21 protein-coding genes are annotated in these 26,504 nt (G+C 48.8%); 5 read left to right on the top strand and 16 right to left on the bottom strand.

Going from position 1 to position 26,504, the window contains the following annotated elements:
- Positions 1-2: 2 nt before the first annotated feature.
- From BLA28_RS31735 to BLA28_RS31710, 6 genes are all read right to left on the bottom strand, one after another.
- On the bottom strand, positions 3-1,472 hold the full coding sequence (locus BLA28_RS31735; protein WP_069156777.1) for a sulfatase: 1,470 nt from the start codon (positions 1,470-1,472) through the stop codon (positions 3-5).
- Positions 1,473-1,547: 75 nt separating this feature from the next.
- A complete protein-coding gene (locus BLA28_RS31730; RefSeq protein WP_044972011.1) occupies positions 1,548-2,306 on the bottom strand; it encodes a response regulator transcription factor in 759 nt (252 codons plus the stop codon).
- Positions 2,281-4,071, bottom strand: coding sequence for a sensor histidine kinase (locus BLA28_RS31725; protein WP_009253854.1), 1,791 nt, complete (start codon positions 4,069-4,071; stop codon positions 2,281-2,283). Before BLA28_RS31725 ends, BLA28_RS31730 begins: the two co-directional genes overlap by 26 nt.
- 174 nt (positions 4,072-4,245) lie before the next feature.
- The gene (locus tag BLA28_RS31720) at positions 4,246-5,781 is read right to left on the bottom strand and encodes an ABC transporter substrate-binding protein (RefSeq protein ID WP_069157347.1); all 1,536 of its coding nucleotides are present in this window, start codon (positions 5,779-5,781) and stop codon (positions 4,246-4,248) included.
- Positions 5,782-5,852: 71 nt separating this feature from the next.
- Positions 5,853-6,797 (bottom strand): carbohydrate ABC transporter permease, encoded by a 945-nt coding sequence (locus BLA28_RS31715; protein WP_069156778.1) that lies wholly within the window; start codon positions 6,795-6,797, stop codon positions 5,853-5,855.
- Between the two features lie 11 nt (positions 6,798-6,808).
- Complete coding sequence (locus BLA28_RS31710; RefSeq protein WP_044972015.1) at positions 6,809-7,753, bottom strand: ABC transporter permease; 945 nt, start codon at positions 7,751-7,753, stop codon at positions 6,809-6,811.
- A 540-nt stretch (positions 7,754-8,293) separates the two neighbouring features.
- Between BLA28_RS31710 and BLA28_RS31705 the strand changes: the two genes are divergently transcribed.
- Positions 8,294-9,760, top strand: coding sequence for a sulfatase-like hydrolase/transferase (locus BLA28_RS31705; RefSeq protein ID WP_069156779.1), 1,467 nt, complete (start codon positions 8,294-8,296; stop codon positions 9,758-9,760).
- A gap of 120 nt (positions 9,761-9,880) precedes the next feature.
- On the opposite strand, the gene BLA28_RS31700 is transcribed toward BLA28_RS31705, so the two are convergent.
- From BLA28_RS31700 to BLA28_RS31690, 3 genes are all read right to left on the bottom strand, one after another.
- Positions 9,881-10,870 (bottom strand): CehA/McbA family metallohydrolase domain-containing protein, encoded by a 990-nt coding sequence (locus tag BLA28_RS31700; protein WP_069156780.1) that lies wholly within the window; start codon positions 10,868-10,870, stop codon positions 9,881-9,883.
- Between the two features lie 73 nt (positions 10,871-10,943).
- Positions 10,944-12,230, bottom strand: a complete 1,287-nt coding sequence (locus BLA28_RS31695) for a glycoside hydrolase family 125 protein (protein ID WP_069156781.1) — start codon at positions 12,228-12,230, stop codon at positions 10,944-10,946.
- A gap of 118 nt (positions 12,231-12,348) precedes the next feature.
- The gene (locus BLA28_RS31690; RefSeq protein ID WP_069156782.1) at positions 12,349-13,134 is read right to left on the bottom strand and encodes a nucleotidyltransferase domain-containing protein; all 786 of its coding nucleotides are present in this window, start codon (positions 13,132-13,134) and stop codon (positions 12,349-12,351) included.
- Positions 13,135-13,840: 706 nt separating this feature from the next.
- Here BLA28_RS31690 and BLA28_RS31685 point away from each other — a divergent pair.
- The 3 genes from BLA28_RS31685 to BLA28_RS31675 all read left to right on the top strand — a co-directional run bounded on the left by BLA28_RS31685 (position 13,841) and on the right by BLA28_RS31675 (position 15,679).
- Entirely contained in the window at positions 13,841-14,227 is a 387-nt protein-coding gene (locus BLA28_RS31685; RefSeq protein ID WP_009253863.1) for a DUF134 domain-containing protein, read from the top strand.
- Positions 14,228-14,311: 84 nt separating this feature from the next.
- The gene (locus BLA28_RS31680) at positions 14,312-14,692 is read left to right on the top strand and encodes a desulfoferrodoxin family protein (protein WP_009253864.1); all 381 of its coding nucleotides are present in this window, start codon (positions 14,312-14,314) and stop codon (positions 14,690-14,692) included.
- Positions 14,693-14,848: 156 nt separating this feature from the next.
- Positions 14,849-15,679, top strand: a complete 831-nt coding sequence (locus BLA28_RS31675; RefSeq protein ID WP_069156783.1) for an Mrp/NBP35 family ATP-binding protein — start codon at positions 14,849-14,851, stop codon at positions 15,677-15,679.
- 622 nt (positions 15,680-16,301) lie between these two features.
- Here BLA28_RS31675 and BLA28_RS31665 read toward each other — a convergent pair.
- Positions 16,302-17,345, bottom strand: a complete 1,044-nt coding sequence (locus BLA28_RS31665; RefSeq protein ID WP_069156785.1) for a LacI family DNA-binding transcriptional regulator — start codon at positions 17,343-17,345, stop codon at positions 16,302-16,304.
- A 291-nt stretch (positions 17,346-17,636) separates the two neighbouring features.
- On the opposite strand from BLA28_RS31665, the gene BLA28_RS31660 reads away from it, so the two are divergent.
- Positions 17,637-18,017 carry a hypothetical protein gene (locus BLA28_RS31660; RefSeq protein ID WP_009253868.1) on the top strand — a complete coding sequence of 127 codons (381 nt, stop codon included), beginning with the start codon at positions 17,637-17,639 and terminating at the stop codon, positions 18,015-18,017.
- Between the two features lie 114 nt (positions 18,018-18,131).
- Here BLA28_RS31660 and mgrA read toward each other — a convergent pair whose 3' ends face one another.
- The 6 genes from mgrA to BLA28_RS31630 all read right to left on the bottom strand — a co-directional run bounded on the left by mgrA (position 18,132) and on the right by BLA28_RS31630 (position 25,988).
- Entirely contained in the window at positions 18,132-19,124 is a 993-nt protein-coding gene (gene mgrA / locus BLA28_RS31655; RefSeq protein WP_069155288.1) for an L-glyceraldehyde 3-phosphate reductase, read from the bottom strand.
- 13 nt (positions 19,125-19,137) lie between these two features.
- Positions 19,138-20,598: a Sapep family Mn(2+)-dependent dipeptidase gene (locus BLA28_RS31650; RefSeq protein ID WP_069156786.1), complete on the bottom strand. Its 1,461-nt coding sequence runs from the start codon at positions 20,596-20,598 to the stop codon at positions 19,138-19,140.
- 294 nt (positions 20,599-20,892) lie between these two features.
- A complete protein-coding gene (locus BLA28_RS31645) occupies positions 20,893-21,852 on the bottom strand; it encodes an ABC transporter permease (RefSeq protein WP_009253872.1) in 960 nt (319 codons plus the stop codon).
- Positions 21,849-22,985, bottom strand: coding sequence for an ABC transporter permease (locus BLA28_RS31640; protein ID WP_071699744.1), 1,137 nt, complete (start codon positions 22,983-22,985; stop codon positions 21,849-21,851). The genes BLA28_RS31645 and BLA28_RS31640 overlap by 4 nt, the downstream gene beginning before the upstream one ends.
- Positions 22,978-24,513 carry an ABC transporter ATP-binding protein gene (locus tag BLA28_RS31635; RefSeq protein ID WP_071699743.1) on the bottom strand — a complete coding sequence of 512 codons (1,536 nt, stop codon included), beginning with the start codon at positions 24,511-24,513 and terminating at the stop codon, positions 22,978-22,980. The genes BLA28_RS31640 and BLA28_RS31635 overlap by 8 nt, the downstream gene beginning before the upstream one ends.
- Before the next feature lie 263 nt (positions 24,514-24,776).
- Positions 24,777-25,988 (bottom strand): BMP family ABC transporter substrate-binding protein, encoded by a 1,212-nt coding sequence (locus tag BLA28_RS31630; RefSeq protein WP_044972026.1) that lies wholly within the window; start codon positions 25,986-25,988, stop codon positions 24,777-24,779.
- Between the last annotated feature and the right edge of the window lie 516 nt (positions 25,989-26,504).

Here is a 26,504-nt window from a genome sequence, read left to right as displayed (position 1 = left end):
TCTTATTCAAATCCCTTATATTTTTCCGTCAGAAGCTCTATCCCATATTCCCTGGGCGTACCCTTCAGCCTTTCCATATAAGCCTGCAGATGTCCCCTGCAGTGCTCCGGTCCGCCTTCACGCATAACCGTCCACATCGGATCCGCATCATACGCCGAGGTTTTCATCATGGCATCATTCCAGTCGAGTATCAGCTTTGCGCCCTTTGCGCACAAATCCGGCCGTTCCTGGGCCAGATTATGCTGCTCATGAGGATCCGCCTCCAGATCAAACAGCATTTCATCCGGCAGCAGATGATAGCCGCCGTGTACGGTACGGATATATACATAATGATCAAACCGCGCGCTCCTCTGGCACACATGGGCGCATTGGGTCAGTATTTCATAAGGCCTGGAACAGTCTGTCCCTTCCAGAAGCGTTCCTGCATAGGAAACGCCGTCGTAATGATAGCCGCCGAAGCGTTCTGTCCCAAGCAGCTCCTGCACGGTAGGAAGCAGATCCACATTGTCATGGAAGCCGTTCACGTGCCTGCCGCCCTCCACACCGGGCCATTTTATGATCATGGGTATCCGGCATACCGGTTCGTCCGCCATGCCATGTTCGCCATATACCCCGAATTCTCCCAGATCCTCGCCGTGATCCGCCGTTATAATAATCGCCAAATCCTCATCATAGAGGCCTTTTTCTTTCAGGTAATCCAGAATCATGCCTATATTATCATCCGTATAACGCACGCCGTCATCATACAGATCGATCAGATGCTTTGCCGCCTCTTTTGTTTCCAGCCTTCCCGGATGCTTGGGCCACTGCTTAAAGGTATCGTCGTTCCACATATTGATTTCATTGGCTCCGTGAGGGCCGATATGGAGCAGATGCTCTTTGAAAATGTCCTCTGTAATCCAGTCGTCCGGCAGCGGCGTATCCTGAAACCGGCTCTCATAGTCCGTCGGCGTACGATACGGGGTATGAGGATCCCAGTAATGCACATGCAGCATCCAGTTATCCCCCTCACCGTTTCTCTCCAGCCAGTCCAGCACATGGGGAGTCACCATTTCCGCCGATTCCCCTCCCCTGTTTCCTACATTGAAGCACTCATTAAAGCCTGCATTAAACCACCATGCGGAATGGCGTTCGGCAAAAGAGGAAAAGGAAACGGTATGGAAACCAGCTCTTCTAAACTGCATGAACAAACCGTTTTCCGACATATCATCCGTAAAGCTCCTGCTCGCTCCCTGCAGCCTCATATCCGCGGCGGTTCCGCCGTGTCCCACAATCCCGTTATGGATACCGTACTGCCCGGAAATCAGGGATGCACGTGAGGGCAGGCACGGGGCGTTCGGACAATAGTACCTGTCAAAGCATACCCCCTGTTCCGCCACGCTGTCCATCACCGGGGTGGTATCCCTTCCATAACCATAACACCCCATGTGGTCTGCCCGCAGGGTGTCAATGTCAAACATAATTACACGCATTGTTTTTCTCCTTTTATTTTTTGTGTATTCTTTTTCTGCCTTAACAAAACCGCAGGCTTATATTACCGCCCCTAATCACTTTCTCATCCGCATATCCGACGGCGTGGTATGGTAATACCCATGGAAATGCTGATAGAAATAATTCATATTGGAATACCCCACATCCGCCGCAATCACTGCGATTTTTTCATCGGAATTCAGGATCCTCTCTCTGGCTACATAAAGCCGGTAGCACATCAGGTATTCGGAAAATTTCATTCCTGTTTCCTTGATAAAAATCTGGCCCAGATAGGTGGAATTCATCCGGAATTTATCCGCTATGCTTTTCAGGGAAATATGCCCGCCATATTCCACCCTCACCATCATTACGATCTTATGTATCAGAGGGGACATGGCATCATAATCCATATCCAGCACAGGATCACAGTTCTTCTTTTCATCCTCCTCCGGTATGGTTCCATGAAGCTTTTCCACAATGATTTTCCTGATCACCTCTAAGAGCTTCTTTTTCTCCACGGGCTTAAGCAGGTAATCCAGCGCGCCGCAGCGGATAGCCTCGCAGGCATAGCTGAATTCATCATAACCGCTCATCATCACATAATTGGAACGCACCCCCAGGTTATTCAGGCAATTGATCACCTCATACCCTTTATCGTTTCCAATACAGACATCCATCAGACAGATATCCGGCCTCCAGTCAAGGATATTGGACATTACCTCCAGAGAACTGCGGGCGGTTTCTATCCTGCCCACTCCCAGGCTTTTCCAGTCCAGAAGCCGTTTGATTCCCTCCAGGATGTTTGGCTCATCATCCACAATCAACAACGTGTACATCAGTCTCCTCCTTGCCTGCCTGTGTGGGGATATAAACGGAAATCCTGGCTCCTCCCTCCGGATTGTTCCCGATCTCCATTGTAAAATCCTCCCCGTAAAAATACTGCAGTCTCATATATACATTCCGGAGCCCGATATCCGCGTCCGGATCGTCGCTTCCTTCATGCATATTTTTTCTTATCGCTTCAAGCTGCTCCCTTGCAATCCCCAGCCCGTTATCCGTCATGAGGGCTCTTACGCCGCCTCCTTCAGAACGTATTTCCAGAATCAGAAGGTTGAATTCATTATTTCTGTCAAAACCATGGGAAAAAAAGTTTTCCGCCAGCGGCTGCAGCCAGAACCCCGGGGTTCGGACGCCCTCCAGATCCTTTTCCAGCTCCAGCTGATACACAAAATTTCCCGCAAACCGGAGTGACATGAGGCGCAGATATAATTCCAGCAGATCTTTTTCTTCCTTCATGGTTATCACATCCGGACAATGGACAATTTTCCGGTAAAGGCTGCCCAATTGGGTAATGGCCTCCGCCGTCTCCTCATCCCCGCACACCAGCGCCTTGGATCGTATACTCTCCAGTGTGTTATAAAGAAAATGAGGGTTAATCTGATGCTTCAGGGCACGCATGGCCGCCTCCTGCTGCTTCAGCTTCATCACATACTCCGTCCGGATATACCCCTCCAGCTTCTGGCTCACATCCTTCAGAGCGATGGCTATCCTTCCATATTCATTTTTATGCTCCGTATGGATTTCCAGATTTTTAGCCACGGAAAAGTCACCGTTTTCCATAGCTCCCAGCATCTGCATGATATAGGAAAGGAACCTGGCATCATTCCGGATTCCCACAAAGGATACCAGGACAGCGCCCCCTGCCAGAATGATCAGGACAAAACTGATCCCGATCAGCGCCGATCGGTTCAGCCGCCAGAGCATCTTACTGTTAATCACACAAATATAGGAAAAATTATATTGGCTGGACGGAAAAACAGTATAAAATATCCGATCGTAGCCGCTTCCGAAAAAGGCTCCCTGACTCTCCTCCAGGTTTTCCGCCGCCCGGATCCAGTTCCATTCCTTCTCCATGGTATAATCCGTATGAAGAGGCTTTCCCTCCTGCATAACGGCCCAGGCTCCGGATGGGTTTACCCCGCGGAATAAATCGTCCCGATCCACCCAGAAGGTAAGGCGTCCCAGCTGACGGCCGATGGAATCCGGATCACGGATTTCATAAGAAGCGAGTATCATGTCCCCGAATCCCGGGATCCCCAGAGCCGACTCTTCCCGATCCAGATCAAAAGTAACATGCATATCACCGGACACTCTGTCCTGCCATACCGCTTTAATTCCGCTCTCTGAAATAAAGGTGGCCCCCCTTATCTGCGTCCGGTTGTTGATAAACAGCTTCTTCATGTCCCCCGGCATATAAGAAATCTGGGCGGAAGTGGAACGGCTGTTGGCAAGCCTTTTTTCCAGATACTCCTCCTCCGATCCGGCGGCAAACAGCGCCATGGCATCCTGCATCATGGTGCGGCTGGCATAACAGCCCTCAATATATTCATTCAGCTGATCCTTAATAGTGCCTATTTTCCTCTCAATCACGGAAAAAGCGTCCTGGGCCTCCTGCCGCTGCTGGCCCGCCCATATATTGGTAAAAAATGTGGTCACACCGATAAAGCATATGGTACACAGAAGCAAAATAGCAATGGTTGTTCCCAGGAACTTTCTCCTGTAAACCTTTATTTTCAGGAAAGATATGCTGTTTTTTCTCATAGCGGACTCCTTTTTATGCCTTACTCAGCCAGAATCTTCCTTCTGCCTTCACTCCCATTATACCCATATTTGTATCCGTCAACAAGGAAAAACCCCCTGACGTGAACATTGGGAGTCCGAAGTTCACGCCAGGAGGCTGGTTTCTAAAGGTCACCGCAAGTACACGATTTCACTTTATTTAAAGAACTCATTAATCTGTTTCTGTGTTTCTTCAATGATGGTATCAAGACCGGAATTCTTTAATTCCTCAATACATTTGGGAACCGTGGTTTCCGGATCCGATGCGCCTACTAACATATCATATTTATATTTGTCCCAAACTGCCTGGCAGTTGGCAACTTCATTCTGGATATTGGTTATATCCAGTGCAAATCCAAGACATACAGAGGAAGCTGCTTCTTCATTCTGTTTCTTAACCTGCTCCCACTGCTCGGGATCTGCGTCTTCCGTAATGGACATGTTGAAGAATGTTCCCTGTGTGTAAGCAGCCAGCGGCCAGTCGTCTCTCAGCTTCTTAATAACGCCGTCGCCTACGTATTCAAAGGTATTTCCTTCCACACCATAAGCCAGCATATCACGGAATTTGGAATCGCTGTTAACCAGATCCAGAACCTTCAGACATTCCTCTTTGTATTTGGAGTTAACGGAAACGGCATTCATGGAGCCCTGGATGGTTTCTGTGGAATACAGAGGTCCGAACACTTTGAATACATCATATTTCTCCACGCCGTTCAGTGTCTGCCATGTAGCTGCTGCACTGGGCCATCCCTGTGCGGATGAGAAAGGAAGCTTCTTGGGAACTTCGGTAAGAACGTTGGCATCCGGATTGATTATGCCGTCCATGTACCACTGATGCATAAGCTTCAGGTTTTCCATGATATCAGGCTGTTCCAGTGTACAAACTACGGTTCTTGTTTCGTCATCGATCTTTACGCCCATAGGCTGAAGGCCTGCGGTAAGTCCGTCATATTCGTTAAAGAAGCCATTGAACGGGCTGCCCTGTGCCATCTGCAGAGGATAAAAGCTCTTGCCTTCCCCTTCTTTTATTGCACGGTACGGGCCGTCCAGATCCTTCATTGTCTTGATGGAATCCAGATCGATATTATATTTCTGTACATACTGGTCATCAAAATACCAGAACTGGGTAATGGAGGAATCCTTGTAGGTCGGAACCGCATATACATTTCCGCCGATTTTTACGCCGTTCCACAGTTCTTCCGGAATAAAGCTGTACAAATCCGGAGTGCTGGACTGCACCATATCGGTTATGTTCTCAAATGCACCCAGGTTTACAAACTTGCTGTAATTGGTATTGTTGGTAAACATCATATCGAAATATTCACCGGAGTTAACGATAGTATTCATCTTCTGATCGTAATCGCCCCAGCCTGCCACCTTGATATCAATTTTCACGCCCAGCTTTTCCACCAGATATTCATTGATATCTGCCAGACGATCATTGTAATCGCTGGGAGTGGTTCCGCCTACCGTCCACCAAATCAGTGTGGGGATATCTCCGCTGGCTTTGTCAGTTGTGCTGCTGTCTGCCGCAGATTCTGCCGCTGCGCCTTCTGTTGCGGCAGCACCTCCTGTTTCTCCTGCCGGTGTGCTTGCACCGCTGTCTTTGGAACCGCATCCTGCCAGCATACCCATACCGAGTACACAGGAAAGTCCAATAGCCAAAAGTCTTTTAACTACATTCTTTTTCATAGTAACCTCCTTATAATTTTTTATATCCTCCGGCAATAAATTGCCGGTACGACAGCTTTTCATCACTTATATCAGCCTTTCACCGCACCAACGGTAAGTCCTGATATAAAATATTTCTGGAAGAAAGGATATGCACAGGCAATCGGGAGTACGATTACTACAACAATTGCCATACGTGCCGCCTCCTTGGGCATATTGGCTACCGTATCCGCCATACTCGCTCCCATGGCCGCCGCATTCTGAGCCAGCATGTTCACATTGGTCATGATGGCGTTCAGCAGCGCCTGTAGGGAATACAGCCTCTGGTCATCAATATACAGCATGGACTGATACCAGTCATTCCAATAAGCGAAGCAGAGGAACAGGCCGATTGTGGCAAGCACCGGAAGGGATATGGGAAGCACAATCTTAAAAAATATGGTGAACTGCCTCGCCCCGTCCATTTTCGCCGATTCAATCAGCTCTTCCGGAACCGTAGTCTTAAAAAAGGTTCTGCATATAACTACATTGAAGGATGATACCGCCAGAGGCAATATGAGCGCCCATACCGAATCCTTCAGATTTAAAAACTGAGAAGTGATAAAATAAGTGGATACAAGGCCGCCGTTGAATACCATGGGGATGAATACCACCATTGTCAGGAACCCGTTCAGCTTATAGCCGGGACGGGAAAGCACATATCCCATCAGCGTGGTGAGCAGGATTCCCAGAACCGTTCCCACTATGGTTACAAAAAGGGACACTCCCAGGGCACGGATAATCAGGGTGCTTTGCTTCGCCAGATATTCATAGCCTTCAAAAGATACAATCTTAGGTATCAGATGATAACCGTATTCCGTAATTGATGCTTCTGCCGAAAGGGATATTGCAATGACCAGCAGCACCGGGATTATACAAACCAGCGCCATCAGCAGAAACATGACATTCAGCAGGACGTTTGCCGTATTGGACACTCTGTTGAAGCGGTCAAATCCATCGGGCTCATTTTTCTTTTTCCTTTTTATTGTTTCAGCCATCCCGCACCTCCTTAAATCATCGCACTGTCGCGGTCAACCTTACGTACCACGGCATTGGCTGTGAGGATAGTTATACAGCCGGCCACCGATTGTACAAATGCCGCTGCAGATGCCATTCCCGTCGTGGAAGATTTCAATTGCTTGAATACAAATACATCCAGTGTATAGGATACATTGTACAGGGAATTGGAATCACGGGGTACCTGATAGAACAGTCCGAAATCGGAATAGAAAATACGTCCTACCGCCATGATAAACATCATGATGATTACAGTCTTCATAAGAGGCAGCGTCACATATCTCATCTGCTGCCATACCGTAGCGCCGTCAATTCCCGCCGCTTCATAATAGGTCTTGTCAATGCCCGTTATTGTTGCCAGATAAACCACCATGCTGTAGCCCAGGTTTTTCCACATATACATGAATATCAAAAACGGCGGCCAAAGCTTCGGCTCCATATACCACTGATGGGGATCCTTCCCGAAGAACTCAAGCAGGCTGTTGAGCAGTCCCTTATCAAAACTCAGGAACGCCCAAATCAACGCGGTTACAACAACCCAGGACAGGAAATAGGGCATGAACATCGCTGTCTGATATACCTTTGCCATTCTCTTGTTATGCAGCTGCCCTATGAGCAGCGCCATCGCAACCGGAACCACAATGTTCAATATGATAAATGCAATGTTATACAGAATGGTATTCCGCAGAATAATCCAGATATCTCCGGCGGAAAACAGGAATTTAAAGTTATCCAGGCCGATCCAGTCACTGGTTATAATACTGTTCAGGAATCCTCCGTTAATCTGGTACTTTTTAAATGCGATAATAATACCGAACATAGGCAGAAAAGCAAACAGGAAATACCAGATTGTGGTTGGAAGCGCCAGCATGGTAAGCTCCGTATCATCACGGGTCCAGCGCCTTTTCTTTTTTATACTACTTTCCTTTACAGCCATTTTAAACCTCCCTTTCTCTTTACTAAACGGCCTCAGAGGTCTGAAAACACGTCTGCCGTCTTTCCGGTTATCTATAATCTATATACAGACCCCGGATAAATTTCCCTCCGTCAGCCGGCCTGCCGGAGAGCCACAGCCGGAATGCGTACGCTTCGTTCTTCTGCTTTTTTCCGACCGCTTTATGACTCAATTATAAACTATGCATTTCGCTATTTCTATCTAACATTTCTTATATAGTAGTCTAAAAACATTATCTCAAAAGTAAAAAAACGTGATTTTAATTTGTGCACCTTTCACAAATTATACAGAATACCCTACTAATTTCCTTATATCCTTTTTGTGTAACATTTTATATACTACATCTAACGTTTTTGCTATAGACAACCCTTTTTCCCCTATCTATACTGATTATAAATACAAACCTGTAAACAGTAACCGCGCCGCCGGTCTGAGAGCAGCCACGAGCCGGGAGCCGGAAAACCGGAGGCCGAAGGATGGCGGCAGCTGCCGCAGCACAACCAATTTGGAGGAGGACTTGCCATGACGCAGGATAACATTCTGCTAATTACCACCGACCAGCAGCGTTTCGACACCATCAACGCCTGGGGAAACACCAGTATTTTCACACCCCACCTTAATTACATGGCCGCAATGGGAACCAGCTTCCGCAGCTGCTATGCCTGCTGCCCCATCTGCGTCCCGTCCCGAACCACCATTATGACCGGCCGCCACGGATATGAAAGCGGCGTAGTATCCAACGCCACCCATGAAACCGAAATGCGCCGTCAGACAAAACTGCGCCACACCCTGCCCGCCCTTCTCACCGACGCCGGCTATCAGACCTGCGCCAAGGGGAAGATGCATTTCGAACCGGCCCGGGCCTGTTATGGCTTTGAACAGATGACCCTTCCTTTGGACTACATGCGCCAATATGACAGGAAATCGGAATCCGCACGCCCGAAGGCCCACGGAATCGGTGAATGTGAAATGGAACCGGTTCTTTCCACCGTCGATGTAAAAGACAACATCACTACCTGGATCACCGATCAGTCCATTGATTTTCTGGAAACAAGAGACACCACCCGCCCCTTCTTCCTCTGGACCAGCTTTACCAAGCCCCATCCGCCTTTTGACCCCTGCCGGGATTTCTGGTCTCTCTACGAGAATATCCCCATGCCCGCCCCTGTCTACGGTGACTGGTCCCGGGATTTGGAGAAAGCGCCTCAGGGCTTCCTCGCGGGCGCCTATGAAAACACCAATATGCATCTGTTCGGACCCGAACAGGTTGCCGCATCCCGCAGGGCCTATTATGCCTGCATCACCCAGGTTGATTATGAACTGGGCCGCCTGTTCGGCGCGCTCCGGGAAAACGATCTGTTCCGGAACACCTGGATCATTTTCACCTCGGATCATGGGGAAATGCTGGGAGATCACCACATGTCCCAGAAAAACCTGTTCTTTGAAGGCTCCGCCCATATTCCGCTGTTTATTGTACCGCCCGCCGGAAGAGGAATCCCCCATAACCTTACCGTTGACAGGCCGACAGAAATCGCAGATATTTACCCCACCATCCTGGAAATGGCCGGCATTCCCGTCCCGGAAGACATCACAGGCCGGAGCCTGCTGAAGCCGGATGCGCTTGCCGAGGATCGGATATTTTACGGAGACAGCCTTCATACGAATTTCTGCGTGATGCGCAGTCAGGTCAAGCTTGTATATACCACCTGCGGAGACCATATGCTTCTGTTCCACCTGAAGGACGATCCGATGGAACAGACCGATCTGTCCGAAGATCCTGCATGGCAGGATAAAAAGCAGGAGCTCATCGCCCTTCTGCTGGAACACGTAAAGGAAACAGCTCCCCAGGTTCTGGAGGAAAGCACTTCCCCGGACGGTTCCTCATCCCTCTGGTTTAAAACGACGCCTCCGCCCCGTTTCCCCGGAGACATGCCCGGAAGATGGTTCGGCTTTCACTATCATGACTATTCCGTGGATACCTTCCATTAACCCCATGGCCGGAATCCAAAAAGCCCCGCCCGTTTCCACATAAGGGAACAGGCGGAGCTTTTTTTATATTGATACCTTTTCTGTACTCGGCACCCCGGCACAGGACTTTCTTTTTCCGGACTATTCAGACTCAGCCAGCGCCGACATGACTTTATCCATCCAGAAAGCATTGGTTCCGGCATAAAGACCTTTTCCGTCCCGGATTTCCACACGGATATACCCTTCCCTGCCGGTGATCTCAAATTCCGCTTCCGTGATACTTTCTCCTATGGGCGCCAGCTTCTTATAGCAGTCACGCCCCTCCTGAATCACAAAAATCTTCTCCACCGGCGAGGTTTTCACCACAAGCCTGTTATCCCGTATGTAGGCTTCTTTGATTTCAGGCCCCATGGAGAAATAAAAATCACCTTTTTCCAGCGCTTCCATCACCGCCGAATAATCCAGGCTTCCCGCCTTCACCATAACGAACCCGCCAAAGGAATCACACAGCGGAGAATCAAAAGGCTCCCTGTTATGATTATCATCCGTGGCAACCGTGAAGATCCGCTGCCCCGTACGAAGCATTTCATCATAGGACTGGGGATTAAAACCATACAGCCCGTCATGCTCGCAGCCATGGTTATAAATCTCCATTCCCCACAGCCCTCTTAAATCCTTATAATCCTCATAATTCTGCAAAGACCAGTAAGGATGGTTATAACAGGCCAGAAAGCCCTCCGTCTTCATCAAATCAATATAACCGTTAATGTACTCTATATCATTATAGCGGCGTAAGGGCATGGGAATCTTTTCTTCCTTTTCCCTTCTTTCCGGATATTTATCATAAAAATTAAAATGATAAACCTTCAGGTTCGGCCAGGCATCCTCATGAGGCGAAAACTGGTCAATATTCGCTTCGTATGCCGCAATACTCAGGAATCCCTCGTCGTTCAGCTCCTCATGCTTGCAGTATTTGTTGTGATCCGTAAAAGCAACAATAGAATAGCCCTGACCCATATATGCTTCCTTCACCTGCTCCGGCGTCAGATCCCCGTCGGAGACCACCGTATGGCAGTGCAGATTTGCTTTATAAAAAGTTCCTTCTTTCGGTAACAAATAAAATGTTCCCATTCTTATACCCTCCTGTCTGTGTATCCCTCACAAACCCATTTATTAAGATTGAAGCCTCTCCTTCAACCCGTCTTTACCGTACCACACGAACACCGCAGTAATCCAGAACCAGCTCACAGAACACCGCATTCGCCCAGGAAAACCACTCCCTTGTGAATTTGGTGGGATCATCCACATGAAAACCTTCATGCATCATTCCCGTCCCGCCGTCCGTATCACGCATCAGCTGCAGAATACGAAGCTTCTCTTCTTTGGAAGACTCCGTCATTCCCTGAACGGCCAGCCCGATATGCCAGATATAATAAGGAGGCACATGGGGACTTCCGATTCCTCCTGCCGCTTTTCCCTTAAAATAATAAGGATTCCCTTCACTGAGTATGAAACGCCGTGTATTCTCCATCACTTCCCGATCTCCATCATAACCCAGATATTCCATCGAAAGAAGACTGGGCACGTTGGCGTCATCCATCAGAAGGAACTGCCCGTACCCATCTGTTTCATAGGCATAAATCCTTCCATAATACTCATTCTTCACCACGGCCAGCGTTTCAATGGCCTCCTTCACTTCCATCCGGAAAGCTTCCGCCTCCGCCGCAAGCGCTTCATCCCCCAGCACCTGATTTGCTATCTCCGCCAGATATCCCAGCACCACCACAGCAAACATATTCGAAGGAATCAGATAACCATAGACACAGGAATCATCACTCGGCCGGAAGCCTGACCAAATCAGCCCCGTCCCCGACTTAACCAGAGCACCCTTCCCTCCCCGGGAAAGCGTATCCGTAAAATAACAGTTCTTACGCACAAAATGATACGGCGACCGCTCCTCATGATGCTGTTCCGTACGCCAGACCTCCAGGATCCTGCGTACCCCCTTCACAAAGGTTTCATCAAAATGATCCGTACGCCCCGTATTTTTCCACACCAGATAAGCCAGCTGAATCGGATAACACAAAGAATCCAGCTCATACTTCCGCTCCCATATCCACGGCAGCATATCCGTCTCATCATGCTCCCAGCAGTTGCCGTTAGCCTCCTGATTAAAAGCATTCGCATAAGGATCCAGATTCACATAAAAGAACTGCTTCCGAACAAGCCCCACCAGCATGTCCGCAATCTCCTTATCCTCTCCCGCCGCCATGAGATAAGGCCGGATCTGCGCCACACTGTCCCGCAGCCACATAGCCGGTATATCCCCGGTAATAATATAAGTAGTCCCGTCCTCAAGCCGCTTCACCGTAGTATCCAGAGTATTGGTAAAACAGTTTATAAACAGCTGCACCATCCTGGGATCCTCCGGGAAAGCCTCCTCCACCTTCTTAATCAGCTTCTGCAACGATTCAGGCAATTTTTTCTCCATTTGCCGCCTCCTCCTTTTAAATCCTGTTTTCTTTTCTTTCTGCCGCAGACATAATACCACAAAAAAATGCCTTATCCTATATCACAAATCTCATATTACCTACTAAAAAGAATACTTCTTACCATTCCGCGATCAACGGCCTTGGGAAAAGCCACCACTTTTCAAAATCCAGACAATACTGGGAACAACAGATATTATGATCCTTAGGATAATCATACGACGTCCATGCAAAATAACTCTCCACAATCTCATCCAGCAGATCAGAATCCATACTCTCACAGAATTCCCTGCACTTCTCCACAAATCCCTCCGGCTTATCCTCAATCCCCTCCACAGCAGCCTCCAGCCTCCGGTTACAGGGAAAAAGCACCCTCTTCTCCTGCAGAATCAGACGATACAAAGCATACACAATCTCACTCCCCGTCCGCATCTTCATATACCCGTCCGGTTTACAGCACTTCCAAAAATAATTATAATTCAGCTCCAGATCACTGAAAAACGAAAGCAGCTTCTCCTCCCTCTCCTTCTCCTGAAAAACAGGAATAGCCGCCACAAGCCCCTCAATTTCCGGATCCCTCGAAAAAAGCACCCTCGACTTAACAAACGAATTCCTCGTAGGCTCACTCCCCTTCAAAGCCGCCTGCTCCAGAAAATCCTTCGTCATATACTTAATATCAAAATAACCGCCCTCATAAGTACACCCCGAAAGACACTCCGCCGTCCGATTCTCCTTCATACACTGTTCAAAATACTCCTGCGTAACAATCACCATCGCATCCAGATCCGAATCCGGCCGCTCCATCCCCTTAGCCACAGATCCCCCGAAAACAAGAGCGATTACCTCCTCCCTCCCCCGGAACATATCCTCCAGTATTTTCAAAGACTCTTCATGATGCTGATACATAATCCCTTCTCCTTACCTATCCATATTATACCGCCCGTCCCCCGGGCGCCACCTACACTACCCACTATAAACGATACCCACCTCACTTACAATATTTCTTTACCAATTTAAAAAAACCTTAAAAAAAATCCCCCCTCTTTTCCCTCCCCCATAATTCTCATTTCCCTTTTTGCCCCCTCCACACACAATCCCCAGGATAAATGCATCCGTCACAGGGGCTTCGTTCCCTGGCGTCATGGCGATGGCCTGGCGTTTGTCTCCGGCCCGGGGGCGTTTGGGGATGTGGTTGGAGATCCATCAGAAAAAACGGTGATGTTTCTTAATGTTCCGTTCAGCCGGGAGACTGCCGTTCTTAGCGGCATGTCTGACGAGCCGAAGCGGCGAAGCCCGCTTAGGCGAGGAGTTCTGCCGCGTTGGCAGCCTCCCGGCTGAACGGAACATTTAGAAACACCCCGTTTTTGAGGCTGGATCCCCAACCACACCCCCAAACGCCCCCGGGCCGGAGACAAACGCCAGGCCATCGCCATGACGCCAGGGAACCAAAGCCCCTGTGACGGATGCATTTATCCGCCCTCCCACGATCACCCCTCGCAAAATAAAAACAATAATTATTATCATTTTCTATTGACATCTTTTCTCATTTATGTATAATGAAGATGTAAACAGCATATGCCAATTACACAAGCCGGAAATGCGAGGTGATGATATGCCCCGGCCAACTAAGGAACGGAATATCTGCTGCATGCCAAAGTCCTCTACCTTCGGACCCGTAAACCACAGCTGCAGCGAAAAAGAATGCATCTGCATGACCATTGATGAATATGAATGTATCCGGCTGATTGATCTGCTTGGATGCAATCAGGAGGAATGCGCGAAGAGAATGTCCATCGCACGCTCCACCGTACAGATGATATACAATGAAGCCCGGAAAAAAATGGCAGATTCCCTCGTAAACGGAAAACTTCTTCATATAAAAGGCGGATCCTTCCGGCTGTGTGACGGAAACGGCTGCTGCCCCGCGGGTGAATGCCGCAGGAGGAAGAATTGCCCCCAGAACCTTCAGGAGCAGGAAAACAGAACTGCAAAGGAATGACATCTTTTTAATACAAGATGCATTTAAAAATAAAAAACCATTAATTTTGCATCCGGTAAACCGGAAAGAAAAGGAGAAAAGAATATGAGTAAAGTAAAATTTTATATCTGCAGACATTGCGGCAACCTGGTGGAAATGATTCATGACGCAGGAGTTCCTGTTATCTGCTGCGGTGAGAAAATGGAAGAACTGAAAGCAAATACCGTAGACGCCAGCGCAGAAAAACACGTTCCTGCCGTAACCGTTGAGGGAGAACTGGTAAAGGTTCAGGTAGGCAGCGCCGTTCATCCCATGCTGGAAGAGCATCACATTGAATGGATTTATCTGGAGCTGGAAAACGGCGGATTCCGTAAGGATCTGGTTCCCGGAGAAGCTCCCGAAGCAGCCTTCCATACCGGCGGTGCAAAGCCTGTTGCCGTATATGCTTACTGTAATCTTCACGGTTTGTGGAAAACCGAACTGTAATTTTATTTCCTTCCAGGCCTGTCCGGAAAGGAATCCAAAGCTCACAAAGCAGCCGCTTTGTGAGCTTTCCGATCGTTATAACCGGTTATTCCGATACCCCGGCCATATGCCCGGGTATCGCAACAATACTAAGCACATGTGAAAGGAATCAATCAAATGAGTGAAAACTGCAGCCATAATTGCTCCTCCTGCAAGGAATCCTGCAATGATCGGGATCCCAAAAGCCTTCTTCAGGAGCCCCATGAAATGTCCAGCATTAAAAATGTCATCGCGGTAGTCAGCGGCAAAGGAGGCGTGGGAAAATCCCTGGTCACCTCCCTTATGGCCTCCTCCATGCAGAAAAAGGGATATCATACCGCCATTATGGACGCCGATATTACCGGCCCCTCCATCCCCAAAGCTTTCGGAATGCATGAAAAAGCCTATGCCAATGAAATGGGACTGATTCCCGTAAAAACCCGGGGAGGGATTGATATCATGTCCATCAACCTTCTTTTGGATAATGATACCGATCCCGTCCTGTGGCGCGGCCCGGTAATTGCCGGAGCGGTAAGCCAGTTCTGGAGCGAGGTTATCTGGGACAATGTAGACTATATGTTTGTGGACATGCCTCCCGGAACCGGGGACGTTCCTTTGACGGTTTTCCAATCCCTTCCCCTGAAAGGAATCATTGTGGTAACTTCTCCCCAGGAGCTGGTATCCGTTATTGTGGAAAAAGCTGTAAAAATGGCGGAGATGATGAATATACCTGTTCTTGGCATCGTGGAAAATATGTCGTATTACGAATGTCCCGACTGCCACAGCAGACACAGCATCTTCGGAGAAAGCCATATCGAAGAAGTCGCCGCCAAACACAATATTTCCGCAGTTGCAAAGCTTCCTGTAAATCCTGCCATTGCGGCGGCCTGCGATTTAGGTGAAATCGAGGCGCTGGATGCCCCCTGGCTTTCGGAGCTTTCTGCCTCCATTGAAAAAATGTGTCAATAAATGCTGCCATAGTATCCGGCAGTTCCAACAGATAATGCAGCAAACAGTTCAGGCAGCGAGCCTTGCCTTGCGGGCCATCCGCTGCCTGAAATAAAAATGACCGCCTCCATAAAGAGACGGTCATTTTTAATGTATAACAATAAAAAAAGAGGGGGGGTTGCTGCGGCAGATTGGGGAGGGGGATTGGCTGTAATAAGCCAATATCCGCCGCAGCCGGTGAAGGTTCCTGCCAGGCAGGCATGCCCGCTTACAGAAATCTTCCATTTCCGGGTTCAAAATATTCTTTCTTCCCGGAGTAAAAAGGCGCTCACACCTTCTGGTATAAACGTCCTGACTATTCTTCCATGTTTTTTATGTCTGACAAATCAGTTATCGAAAACCGGCATGGAAACCGGAGATATAAGCTAATAACACTTAAGGGGGGGGGTGCCGGCACAGCCGTAGCTGTACCGGCTAATTTTGTGGGTTGATGACTTTCAACTTGGCTTTATCATATACCAGGTTTATAAACTTGTCAACACTTTTTATAAATATTTTTATTTTTTATAAATTTCATAAATTAAATTTACATATCACATTTTTTCAGAGATTCGGAGATTCAAAAAATTCCAGGCCTTACGCTCTATAGCTTACGGACACTGGCCATTTCCACCAGCTCCGCATTCATTTCCAGACGAATCGGAACATCCTCCATAGAACGGCTTCTCATATCAATTTTCCCGTTAAGCAGCATGATCAGGGTCCTCCCCAACAGCCTGCGGGGAACACGCATTGTGGTAAGCGTAGGCTCCATTATGCTGCAGATACTGCGCCCGTCGAAACCGATAACCGATACATCATCCGGTACGGTATACCCTGCCCGCTTCAAGGCCCTGTACACGGGAATTGCCAGCATATCATTCTCCACCAGCAGCGCTGTGGGCGGCTTCACGCCGCTCTTCCACAATCCCTCCAGATACGCCTGGGCCTCAAGTCCCGAACCATTGGTTACGATATTCCAATCCGGACACATCTTCACTTCCAGATCCTCACAGGCATAGGAAAAACAGCGGCGCCTCTCCACAAGGGAGCTGCGGGATGTTCCCGAAGATACATATCCGATTTCAGTATGCCCTTTTTCCAACAGATAACGGACGGCCGTATAAATTCCCTGACGGTTATTCACCGTAACGGAGCTGGCCCTGATATCCGGATCGTAGCAGTCCAGCATCACATACGGAATATCCGTCCCATCCAGCTCCTTCTTCAGCCCCGGACTCATCATATCGGCATAAACCACCATTCCCGCATACTGCTCTTTTTTTATACTCTCCCGAAGCCTCCCCGCCTTCTCATCATACATATGTATGATGGAAAAATGGTATCCGAGCCGCCTGGCCTCCCGTTCCGCGCCCTCAATTACCGGCGGAAAAAAAGCGCCCTCATCCCCTTCCTCCTGATGATCGGCAAGAATAATATAAGCAATATTTTTGGCGGATACCGCACTGCCGCCCGTTTCCGCTTCCTCCGCCTCTTTGATCATATAACCATAACCCATTTCCTGAATTCTGGAAAGGAGCGACCCGCGAAGCTCATCGCTTATTCCCGGCTTATGATTCAGGACAAGCGACATGGTTGCTGTAGATACACCCAGTAATTTAGCCAGTTCCTTGGATTTAATTGCCACGATTTTCCCCTCTTTTACAAAATATACGAAACCGTTGGGAAATGATGAAAAATCACGCCTGACAATTTCGTATAATTCGTTTATAAATTTTATTTATAATATTATTGTACCGTATTTTTAAATATTTTCAAGCATTAACAGGTATACTAATTAACAAACTTTGAAGGCTCATTTTAGCCATTTCTGCCCATTCGGCCAAAATGTCCCAAGGTTTGCCAAAATACGTCTGTTCAGCCGGTACAAGACTGACCGGGCAGACATGAAATATATAGAAAAGAGAGGAAGAAAGACATGAAGGAAGAAAAAAGACCTTATCATGACGGACTTTCATTTCCCAGCGCAAACGTTCCCGGCATCACCCCGGAATCCGCCTTTACGGACGGATATCTGACAGCGCTCCATAATATGGATAATACCGGATCTGCAGACAGCGTAAATATCGATGAGGACGGGAAGGCCTCCGATATGGATGATCAGTCTGTAATGTCCGGTGATGGCTGTAATCCGGTAAACAGGGATTCGGAAATGAACCGCGCCCATGATGATGATGCAGGATGGATTTTCCCGGGAGTATATCCTAATTCCGGAATGCCCGGCACCTCGCCGGGAGCTTACCCCGGAATCATTCCCCCCTTCTACTTTCCCGGCGCCGGAGGGACACCTGATCTATAGCCTTCCATCAGACGCAGAAACGCCGCCCTGTCAGCGTAATCGTTCCTGTCTTTCAGGGACGGTTATGCCGGCCGGGCGGCGTTTTATATTCCATTTTTATGTGAATGCTCTGTCTTACAGCCCGCAGATTTCATCGATTTTTTTCAGCTCATCCTCTGTAAAATCTATTTTGTGGATGATCTGAATATTCTCCGTTATCTGGGAAGGCCTGGATGCCCCGATCAGAACACTGGTCACTTCTCCGTCCCTCAGAATCCAGGATAAAGCCATCTGAGCCAGGCTTTGTCCTCTTTCCGCCGCAATTTCGTTCAGGGCGCGGATTTGTCCCAGTGTTTCTTCCGTCAGCGCAGATTCCGTCAGGAATCTTCCGTCTCTCTTTATCCGGCTGTCCTCCGGGATCCCGTGCAGATATTTATCTGTCAGAAGCCCCTGGGCCAGAGGGCTGAAAGCGATGATTCCACAGCCATTACGGACTGCCGAAGCCTTCAGGCCATTTTCTTCTATCGTGCGGTCAAAAATGGAATAACGGTTCTGATTAATGATAAAAGGGCATTTCAGTTCATTAAGAATCGCCGCCGCTTTTTCCATGGCTTCGCCGGTATAGTTGGATATTCCGGCATAGAGGGCCTTGCCGCTTTTAACGATACTGTCAAGTGCCAGCATGGTTTCCTCCAGCGGCGTTTCCGGATCCATCCTGTGATGATAGAAAATATCCACATAATCCAGCTTCATCCTCTGAAGACTCTCATCCAGGCTGGATATCAGGTATTTTCTGCTTCCTCCGTCCCCGTAAGGCCCCGGCCACATATCATAACCCGCCTTAGTGCTGATTACCATCTGGTTCCGGTAAGGACGCATATCACTGTCCATAATTCTTCCGAAGTTATCTTCCGCACTGCCGTAAACCGGGCCGTAATTATTAGCCAGATCAAAATGCGTGATTCCATTGTCAAACGCAGTGAAAATAAGCTCCTTCATATTGTCGAAATTATCCTTGCTGCCAAAATTATGCCAAAGTCCCAGCGAAACGGCCGGAAGCTTCAGACCGCTCTTTCCGCAGCGAAAATATTTCATGCTCTCATATCTGTTTTCTTTTGCCTGATACATAGTTTTTCCTCCTTTAAACCTGCGGATTCCCGCTGATTTCACAATCGTTCAGTGTAAGCATTGCCATGGTATAAATCTTTGCGGCATCCAGAAGCTTTTTCAAATCCAGTCCTTCATCGGGTTCATGCGCGCCCCCGTGTCCTTTGGCAAACAGCTCTGAGGCCCGGTCATCCTCACGCTCCGGCATGGATCCGATTCCGTAGCCAAAGGCATTGGGAAGCTTTCTCGCATAAGTTCCGCCGCCCATCACATAAGGCTTTGAATCACTTCCGGTCAGTTCATTAAAAAGGGAAGTCAGAAGCGCAACCTCTTTTCTTTCCTTCGGGAAATAATTGGGAGCGGAATTCCTGATGAGCTCCCAGTGATAACCGGATGTCCTGCAGAATCCGTCAAGCACAGCTTCCATATGTTCCGGATCCGCGGTAATCGAATAGCGGATATTAAACTGCAGAGCCGCTTTTCCTTCCTGAAGCTTCAATACGGTCCCGGCACAGGTAAGCCTTCCGGACACCTCATCCTCATAAGTGATACCGATTCTTTCCCCATAATAATCAGACGTAGCCTCCTCAATAAAATGGAGAAGCCTTCTGTCCTCTTCCTTCAGAAGGGAGACCGCGCATACCGCTTTTGCCAGCTCATGTATGGCATTTACACTTCCTTCCGGGAAAGCGCTGTGCCGGCTTGTGCCCCTGGCTGTTATCCGTATCTGCCCCTCTTCTTTTTCTGCCTGCAGAGCTTCGGGCAGCTGCCTTAGAAGCTCTTCAAGCTCCGGCCTGTCCCGAAGCACCAGAACCGCCCTGTCCGGTATAATATTGCCGGCGCTGCCTCCGTACAGGTCAATTACATCCTCACTGAAGGAATCGTCTGCGGCGGCCCAGCCCTCCAGAATTCCCTTCTCCCCGTAACAAACCGGAAACCCGCAGTCGGCGATCATGGATAAGGCGGGAAAAGGATATCTGGAACCATAATATTCCAGATCAGCCATCCCCCGTTCCTCATCACAGCCAACAAACAGACATATTTCATGCTTCATATCAAGCTTCAAATCCCTGATACACCGCATCACATAGAGCATGGCCACGGCAGGCCCTTTGTTATCCTGAGCCCCTCTTCCGATGAGATATCCATCCCTCACCACAGGATCAAAAGGGGCATAATCCCATCCTTCCCCCAGAGGCACCACATCCAAATGATTCCACAATCCAATGGTATTATCCCAGTCCTTCTTTTCCCTGCCGATGGTACCCACATAGTATTCTTTATTTTCCGAAAAAAAACCATACTTCCGGCCCATGGCAAGCATTTCATCCATCGCATCCCGGCAGGCCTTTCCGAACGGCCCTGTTTCCGCCTGCGGATCCGAAATACTGGGAATCCTCACCAGTCTTTTGATATCCTCCGCCATTTCTTCCCTGTGTTCCTCAAACCACTGCCCCACCTTTTCATAGGTATGGCTGTCATATCCTTTATCCATACTGCATTCCCTCCATAACCCTTTCTGATGCCATTATAGTCTTTTTCTCCCCCGCTTTCCATAGCTGCTTACGGCAAAAACTGTGCAGATTCAATCATTTATTCCCGCGAGCAACGAGCCAAAGCCAGGCCAGCTTGGTTTTGGCGACTGCCGCGAGGGTCAAATACCCCGCTGCTCTGCAGCGCTGCAAGTTTAATACTCCGTATGCTTGCAGTGGGGTATTTGATTGCTGCTTAACAGAAAAAACAGCCGGAAAGCCGGCTGTCTTTTCTGCTTATCGTTATCTCTGCCGTCTTACCGGCTGCCCTTGTCATAAATTTCTCCCAAAGCGCGGGGAGCACGGTTATGCTTGGAAAAGAATACCAGCAGAAGAAGCGTCAGCACATAGGGAAGGATCATAACCAGATCCTGGTAACTGCTGGGCATTTCCATAATCTGTACAATACGGTAGCCCCCGGAACGGGCCAGACCGAACAGGAGACAGGCCCCCAGGGTAGGAAGTATCTTCCAGTTTCCGAATATCATCGCGGCGATAGCCAGATAACCATAGCCCACATAAATATTATTGGAAAAATTAGCGGAAATGGAGTAGGCGAAGCAGATGCCTCCAAGGCCGGAAAGAGCCCCGGAAACCATAACTGCCACCAAACGTACCTTTCCCACTTCAATTCCTGCAGCATCCACGGCATGGGGGTTGTCACCGCAGGCCCTCAGATGCATGCCGAAACGCGTCCTGTACATGACAAACCAGGCGATCAGCGCCACAACGACGATCACGATTTCAAAGGGATAAATATTGGAAAATACGGCGCCCAGCACGGGGATTTTGGAAATCACCGGAACCGTAAGCCGGCTGGATACCCCGAGCACAAATTTATCCGAAGCAGCGCCAAAAACCGCGGCATTGATCTGTTTTGTCAGAAAAGAAGTCATCGCCATGGCGAGGATATTGATAACCACGCCGCTGATAACCATATTTGCTTTGAAGCGGATACATAACAGCGCATGAATGAGTGAAAACAGCGTTCCGCCTATGACGGCGAACAGCATGGCGATATAGAAAGGCATGACTGAATTTCCGGAAAAGCTGCCCGCCACAAGCACGGCCGCCAGCGCTCCCGTAAACGCGCCGAATCCCTGCAGGCCCTCGATGGCAAGGTTGGTAATTCCGCTTTTTTCACTGTAAATACCGCCAATGGCCATGATAAACAACGGTAAGGCAAAGGACAGTCCATCTATGATTACCGTATTCATTTCTCCTTCCTCCCTTCCTCATCCTTCATACGTGTCAGCAGGTATCTGATGAATGCGGAGCATGCACAGAACAAAAGGATAATCCCCGTAATAACATCGGCAATCTCCGCCTGTATCCCCGCAGCGGAGCTCATATAAGTACTTCCCTTATCCACAACGGTTATCAGCAGAGAGGAGAAAATAATTCCCACCGGATTGTTGTTTCCCAGCAGGGAAACCGCTATGGCATCAAAGCCGGTGCTGCTCAATACTCTGGGCTGAATGGAAGCGAAATAACCCAGATAATAGGTAACTCCTGCCAATCCTGCCAAAGCCCCTGAAATGAGCATGGTCACAACAATATTCTTACCCACATTGATCCCCGCATAACGGGACGCGCTGCGGGAGAAGCCCACTGCTTTCATTTCGTAACCCATTTTTGTCCTGTCCAGCAGGAATTTCACCAGGACTACGGCTATCAGGGCAAGGATAAATCCGAGGGGGATATCCATTTTCAAATCTCCCACCACGGTATCCGCCAGGGTGAGCCGGGCAGACTGTGCAACGGCCTTTGACTGCCTGGAAACAGGATCCACATAAAATGTATTGATACAGAAGCTGCATACATACTGGATGATATAATTCAGCATAATGGAAGAAACCACTTCATTGATATTGAATTTATATTTCAGAAGGCCGATCAGCCCGCCTACCACAGCCCCTGCGGCCACGCCGATCAGGAGAACCAGAGGCTTCGCCAGAAAAGCATTCAGGCCGCTGTAGCCCACCAGGATAGTGGCAAGGAAGCCCGCCGCCAGCATCTGCCCCGACACACCGATATTAAAAAGCCCGGTACGCATGGCTACCGCCACCGCAAGCGCGGCAAAAATCATAGGCGTCAGATAATTGAGAAAGCTTAAAAAGTCCGTAAGTATACTCTTATGTCCCGCATAGGAAGCCTTCGGCGCAATTCCGCAGCCCTGAAGAAGGTTATAATAAGCCATAAAAGGATTCTTTCCCAGCACGGCAATGACTATGGCTCCCACAATCAGGCCTATGAGTACACATAAAAGCGGGATGGTCACACTCTGGGTTTTCTTATTGCCAAGGGTCCGGCTTATCACTCTCTTAAAGACGGATTCTTTTTTATGCATGCCGCTTCACCCCCATCATAAATTCTCCCACCTCATTGGTGGTCAGCGTTTTGGCATCCGCTTTTTTCTGCATCTGCCCGTTATAAATAACGCCGATGGTATCCGCACAATCCATGATTTCATCTAGTTCCAGGGATATCAGCAGAATGGCCTTTCCCTTATCCCTTTCGCCGATCATCTGCCTGCGGATATTTTCAATCGCCCCGATATCCAGTCCTCTTGTCGGCTGCACGAAAATCATCAGATCCGATTCCTGTTCGACCTCTCTGGCAATGATCGCCTTCTGCTGATTTCCGCCGCTCATGGAACGCACAACAGTACGCACTCCCTGGCCGCTTCGGATATCATATTTATCAATGAGGGTTTCCGCATAGCTGTCAAAGGCCTTCTTATTCAGGATTCCCTTTCTGGAAAAGGGCTCTTTAAAATAATTCCGCAGCCCCAGATTCTCCGATAAGGTGAAATCCATTATCACCCCGTAATTCTGCCTGTCCTCCGGGATATAGGATATCCCTTCCAGACTCCTTTGACGGATGGATTCCCCTGTAATATCCTTTCCATTAAGCCATATCTTCCCCTTATGGACGGGAAGCAGTCCTGCAATGGCATCCGCCAGCTCAATCTGCCCGTTCCCCGCAACACCGGCAATGGCAAAAATTTCTCCGCCCCTTACAGAAAAGGATACATCCTTAACCACTTCAAACTGATCCTGGTTCACAACAGTCATATTTTCCACCAGCAGGATTTCCCTGCCGAAGGAAGGCTCCTTCTTAGGGGTTTCAAAGCTGACTTCACGGCCCACCATCAGGCTGGCCATTTTCTTAGTGCTTGTTTCCTTCACATCCAGCACATCGATAAGACGGCCCCTGTTCAGAATCGCACAGCGGTCGGCCACCTTTTTAATCTCTTCCAGCTTATGGGTAATGAGGATGATTGTCTTTCCGTTTTCCCGAAGGCCCTTAATAATATCCAGTAAAAATTCGATCTCCTGCGGAGTGAGCACCGCCGTAGGTTCGTCAAAAATCAGGATTTCCGCTTTCCGATAAAGCATCTTCAGAATTTCCACCCTCTGCTGTGTGGAAACATTGATGTTTTCAATCACATCGGTGGGCTCCACCTCCAGGCCGTATTTCTGGGAAAGCCCCCGGATATCCTCGTTGGCTTTTTTCATATCAACGGCAGGGAACAAACCCAGCACTTTCTTTACCGGCTCCATACCCATCACTATGTTTTCCGCAATCGTATAATTACTGACCAGCTTAAAATGCTGATGCACCATACCGATATTCAGTTTCGTGGCGTGGTTGGGGGAAGAGATCTTTACCTTTTCTCCCCGGATATAGATTTCCCCTTCATCCGGCTCGTACATACCGAAAAGCATACTCATCAGCGTTGACTTTCCGGCGCCGTTTTCCCCCAGAAGGGCGTAAATCTCCCCCTTCTTTACCTGAATCGTGACATCGTCATTGGCAACAATGCCCGGGAACCTTTTAGTAATATGGCGCATTTCCACAATATAATCCGACATACATTCCCTCTCATTCCGCCGTTTCCCACGGCTGTTTCTCCATGATATACTTAGGGGATGCCATCAGCCTCATGCTGACATCCCCTAAGTATACCCCTGCATACAAAATCACCTGATGGTGATTCTTCCGCTTCCTTCCCGGCAGGCAATTTCCCGCCCGACGGACAATTTCCCCCAACGGGAAATATATAAAAAGCAGGCCGGAACCCCGGCCCGCCTTCCCTTTTCTCAGGATCTGCAGACACAGTTCCCAAGTACGTTCCTTACTCTACTGTAAAATCATCGGGAGTAATACCGTTGAAGTTGGCAGCAGGTACAATGTCTCCTGCTTTCACTTTTTCATAAGCAGCATCCAGCTTTGTAATAGTATCCGCAGAAAGCTGACATCTGCCGGAAGCGCTCACATAACCTGTGGAATCCGTATCAGCTCCCAGAGTTACGTTGCCTCCCGCAAAAGAACCGTCCGCAATTGTTTCCAGAGCCTTGTCCACGTTTGTGCTCATAACCTTCAGTCCGCTGGTCAGGATAACGTTGGCATCTCCGTTTGCACCATCATCATACTGATCAACATCACAGCCGATAACATAAACGCCTTCCGCTTCCTTAGCCGCTGTAAACACACCGTTTCCGGAATCGCCTGCAGCAACGAACATGATATCCACGCCTTCATCGATAAGGGCATTGCCAACAACCTTGCCGGTTGCCGCATCCGCGAAGGATCCGATATAGTTGCCCCCCACATTGACGCCGGTAACATCTGTTCCCGCATAGGAAGGAAGTTCAACGATTTCAACAGACTTTCCGTCGGTTTCATTCACATATTTAACGCCGCATTCAAAACCATACTGATAGTTTACATTGGAAGGATATGCAATACCGTTTACCACGGCAACCTTATTGCTCTTTGTTTCCAGAGCAGCCGCCATACCGGCAAAGAATCCGCTTTCCTGCTCTTTAAACTGCATCGCGTAAATATTATCCACTTCCGTATCCTGTCCTTCTGCATCAGCAGGGAAAGCATCTACCAGAATAAAGGCAACATCAGGGTTGTCCTGCGCAACCTGTGTGATACCTGCGAACTGGAAACCACAGCATACAATCACATCATAGTCAGCTACGATATCGGCTACTGCCTGTACTGCCGCCGCCGTATCCCCTGTAGGCTCCTTAACAGGAGTTACCGTAGAGGAAGGATGCTTTCCGATAAAGGAAAGAATACCGTTATAATTGTCCTCATTAAAAGAACCGTCATCCACACCCGAGGGGCTGGACACAATGGCGATCTTCAGTGCGTCATTTCCTGCTTCGGTGGTTTCTGCAGCAGCTTCCGAAGATTCCGGTTCCGCAACAGATTCTGCAGCAGCGCTGCTTTCAGGGGCTGCACTGCTTTCAGGAGCGGTGCTGCCGGAATTGCCGCAGGCTGTCAGAGAGAAAGCAAGCACAGCAGCAATTGCAAGAGAAAGTGCTTTTTTCATAATAAAAATCCTCCTTTTTAGCCGTCCGAGACGGCCTTCATCATAATCCCGTGGAAGCTTCGCTTCCATTCTGTCTGCAAGCGCTTCAACAATAAAAAACCTGTCGAAAAAAACCACATTACAAACAATTACAAATTAATCATAGCATTTTAACGGCCGGTTGACAATGCCAAATTCTTATTTCCATATAGTTAAAGTAACGATGCAGCTCCCGCTTCGCCAGTTGGGATCGTCCGTCCTTTGTTCCCGCAGCATCCCCGGTTATACAGAGGATCCTGTAAGGGGCGTTATAAACACGCCGGTCCTTAGGCTGCGTCCTTTGCAGCCTTAGTACCGCTGCGTGGTTATCCGAGCGGAAGCGTCCCCTCTAAGGACCTCTGTATAACCGGGGATGCTGCGGGAACAAAGGACGGACGATCCCAACTGGCGAAGCGGGAGCTGCATCGTTACTAGTTAAATAATGTCCATGACATCTTTTACGGACTGTACTCCAATCAGCCGGATCCCTTCCGTTTT

Origin of the sequence: Eisenbergiella tayi, from assembly GCF_001881565.1 — a bacterium.
GTDB classification, from domain to species: Bacteria; Bacillota; Clostridia; order Lachnospirales; family Lachnospiraceae; genus Eisenbergiella; species Eisenbergiella tayi.
The sequence above is the reverse complement of the archived record's forward strand: the minus strand, read 5'-3'. Positions and strand labels throughout refer to the sequence as shown.

Bases quoted from the DNA above. Each gene is read 5' to 3' on its own strand.
- BLA28_RS31635 (WP_071699743.1), bottom strand. From the start codon at position 24,513: ATGTCGGATTATATTGTGGAAATGCGCCATATTACTAAAAGGTTCCCG.
- BLA28_RS31630 (WP_044972026.1), bottom strand. From the start codon at position 25,988: ATGAAAAAAGCACTTTCTCTTGCAATTGCTGCTGTGCTTGCTTTCTCT.
- BLA28_RS31710 (WP_044972015.1), bottom strand. From the start codon at position 7,753: ATGGCTGTAAAGGAAAGTAGTATAAAAAAGAAAAGGCGCTGGACCCGT.
- BLA28_RS31735 (WP_069156777.1), bottom strand. From the start codon at position 1,472: ATGCGTGTAATTATGTTTGACATTGACACCCTGCGGGCAGACCACATG.
- BLA28_RS31645 (WP_009253872.1), bottom strand. From the start codon at position 21,852: ATGAATACGGTAATCATAGATGGACTGTCCTTTGCCTTACCGTTGTTT.
- BLA28_RS31690 (WP_069156782.1), bottom strand. From the start codon at position 13,134: ATGTATCAGCATCATGAAGAGTCTTTGAAAATACTGGAGGATATGTTC.
- BLA28_RS31680 (WP_009253864.1), top strand. From the start codon at position 14,312: ATGAGTAAAGTAAAATTTTATATCTGCAGACATTGCGGCAACCTGGTG.
- mgrA (WP_069155288.1), bottom strand. From the start codon at position 19,124: ATGTATCAGGCAAAAGAAAACAGATATGAGAGCATGAAATATTTTCGC.
- BLA28_RS31675 (WP_069156783.1), top strand. From the start codon at position 14,849: ATGAGTGAAAACTGCAGCCATAATTGCTCCTCCTGCAAGGAATCCTGC.
- BLA28_RS31660 (WP_009253868.1), top strand. From the start codon at position 17,637: ATGAAGGAAGAAAAAAGACCTTATCATGACGGACTTTCATTTCCCAGC.
- BLA28_RS31650 (WP_069156786.1), bottom strand. From the start codon at position 20,598: ATGGATAAAGGATATGACAGCCATACCTATGAAAAGGTGGGGCAGTGG.
- BLA28_RS31685 (WP_009253863.1), top strand. From the start codon at position 13,841: ATGCCCCGGCCAACTAAGGAACGGAATATCTGCTGCATGCCAAAGTCC.
- BLA28_RS31720 (WP_069157347.1), bottom strand. From the start codon at position 5,781: ATGAAAAAGAATGTAGTTAAAAGACTTTTGGCTATTGGACTTTCCTGT.
- BLA28_RS31705 (WP_069156779.1), top strand. From the start codon at position 8,294: ATGACGCAGGATAACATTCTGCTAATTACCACCGACCAGCAGCGTTTC.
- BLA28_RS31715 (WP_069156778.1), bottom strand. From the start codon at position 6,797: ATGGCTGAAACAATAAAAAGGAAAAAGAAAAATGAGCCCGATGGATTT.
- BLA28_RS31725 (WP_009253854.1), bottom strand. From the start codon at position 4,071: ATGAGAAAAAACAGCATATCTTTCCTGAAAATAAAGGTTTACAGGAGA.
- BLA28_RS31695 (WP_069156781.1), bottom strand. From the start codon at position 12,230: ATGGAGAAAAAATTGCCTGAATCGTTGCAGAAGCTGATTAAGAAGGTG.
- BLA28_RS31700 (WP_069156780.1), bottom strand. From the start codon at position 10,870: ATGGGAACATTTTATTTGTTACCGAAAGAAGGAACTTTTTATAAAGCA.
- BLA28_RS31640 (WP_071699744.1), bottom strand. From the start codon at position 22,985: ATGCATAAAAAAGAATCCGTCTTTAAGAGAGTGATAAGCCGGACCCTT.
- BLA28_RS31730 (WP_044972011.1), bottom strand. From the start codon at position 2,306: ATGTACACGTTGTTGATTGTGGATGATGAGCCAAACATCCTGGAGGGA.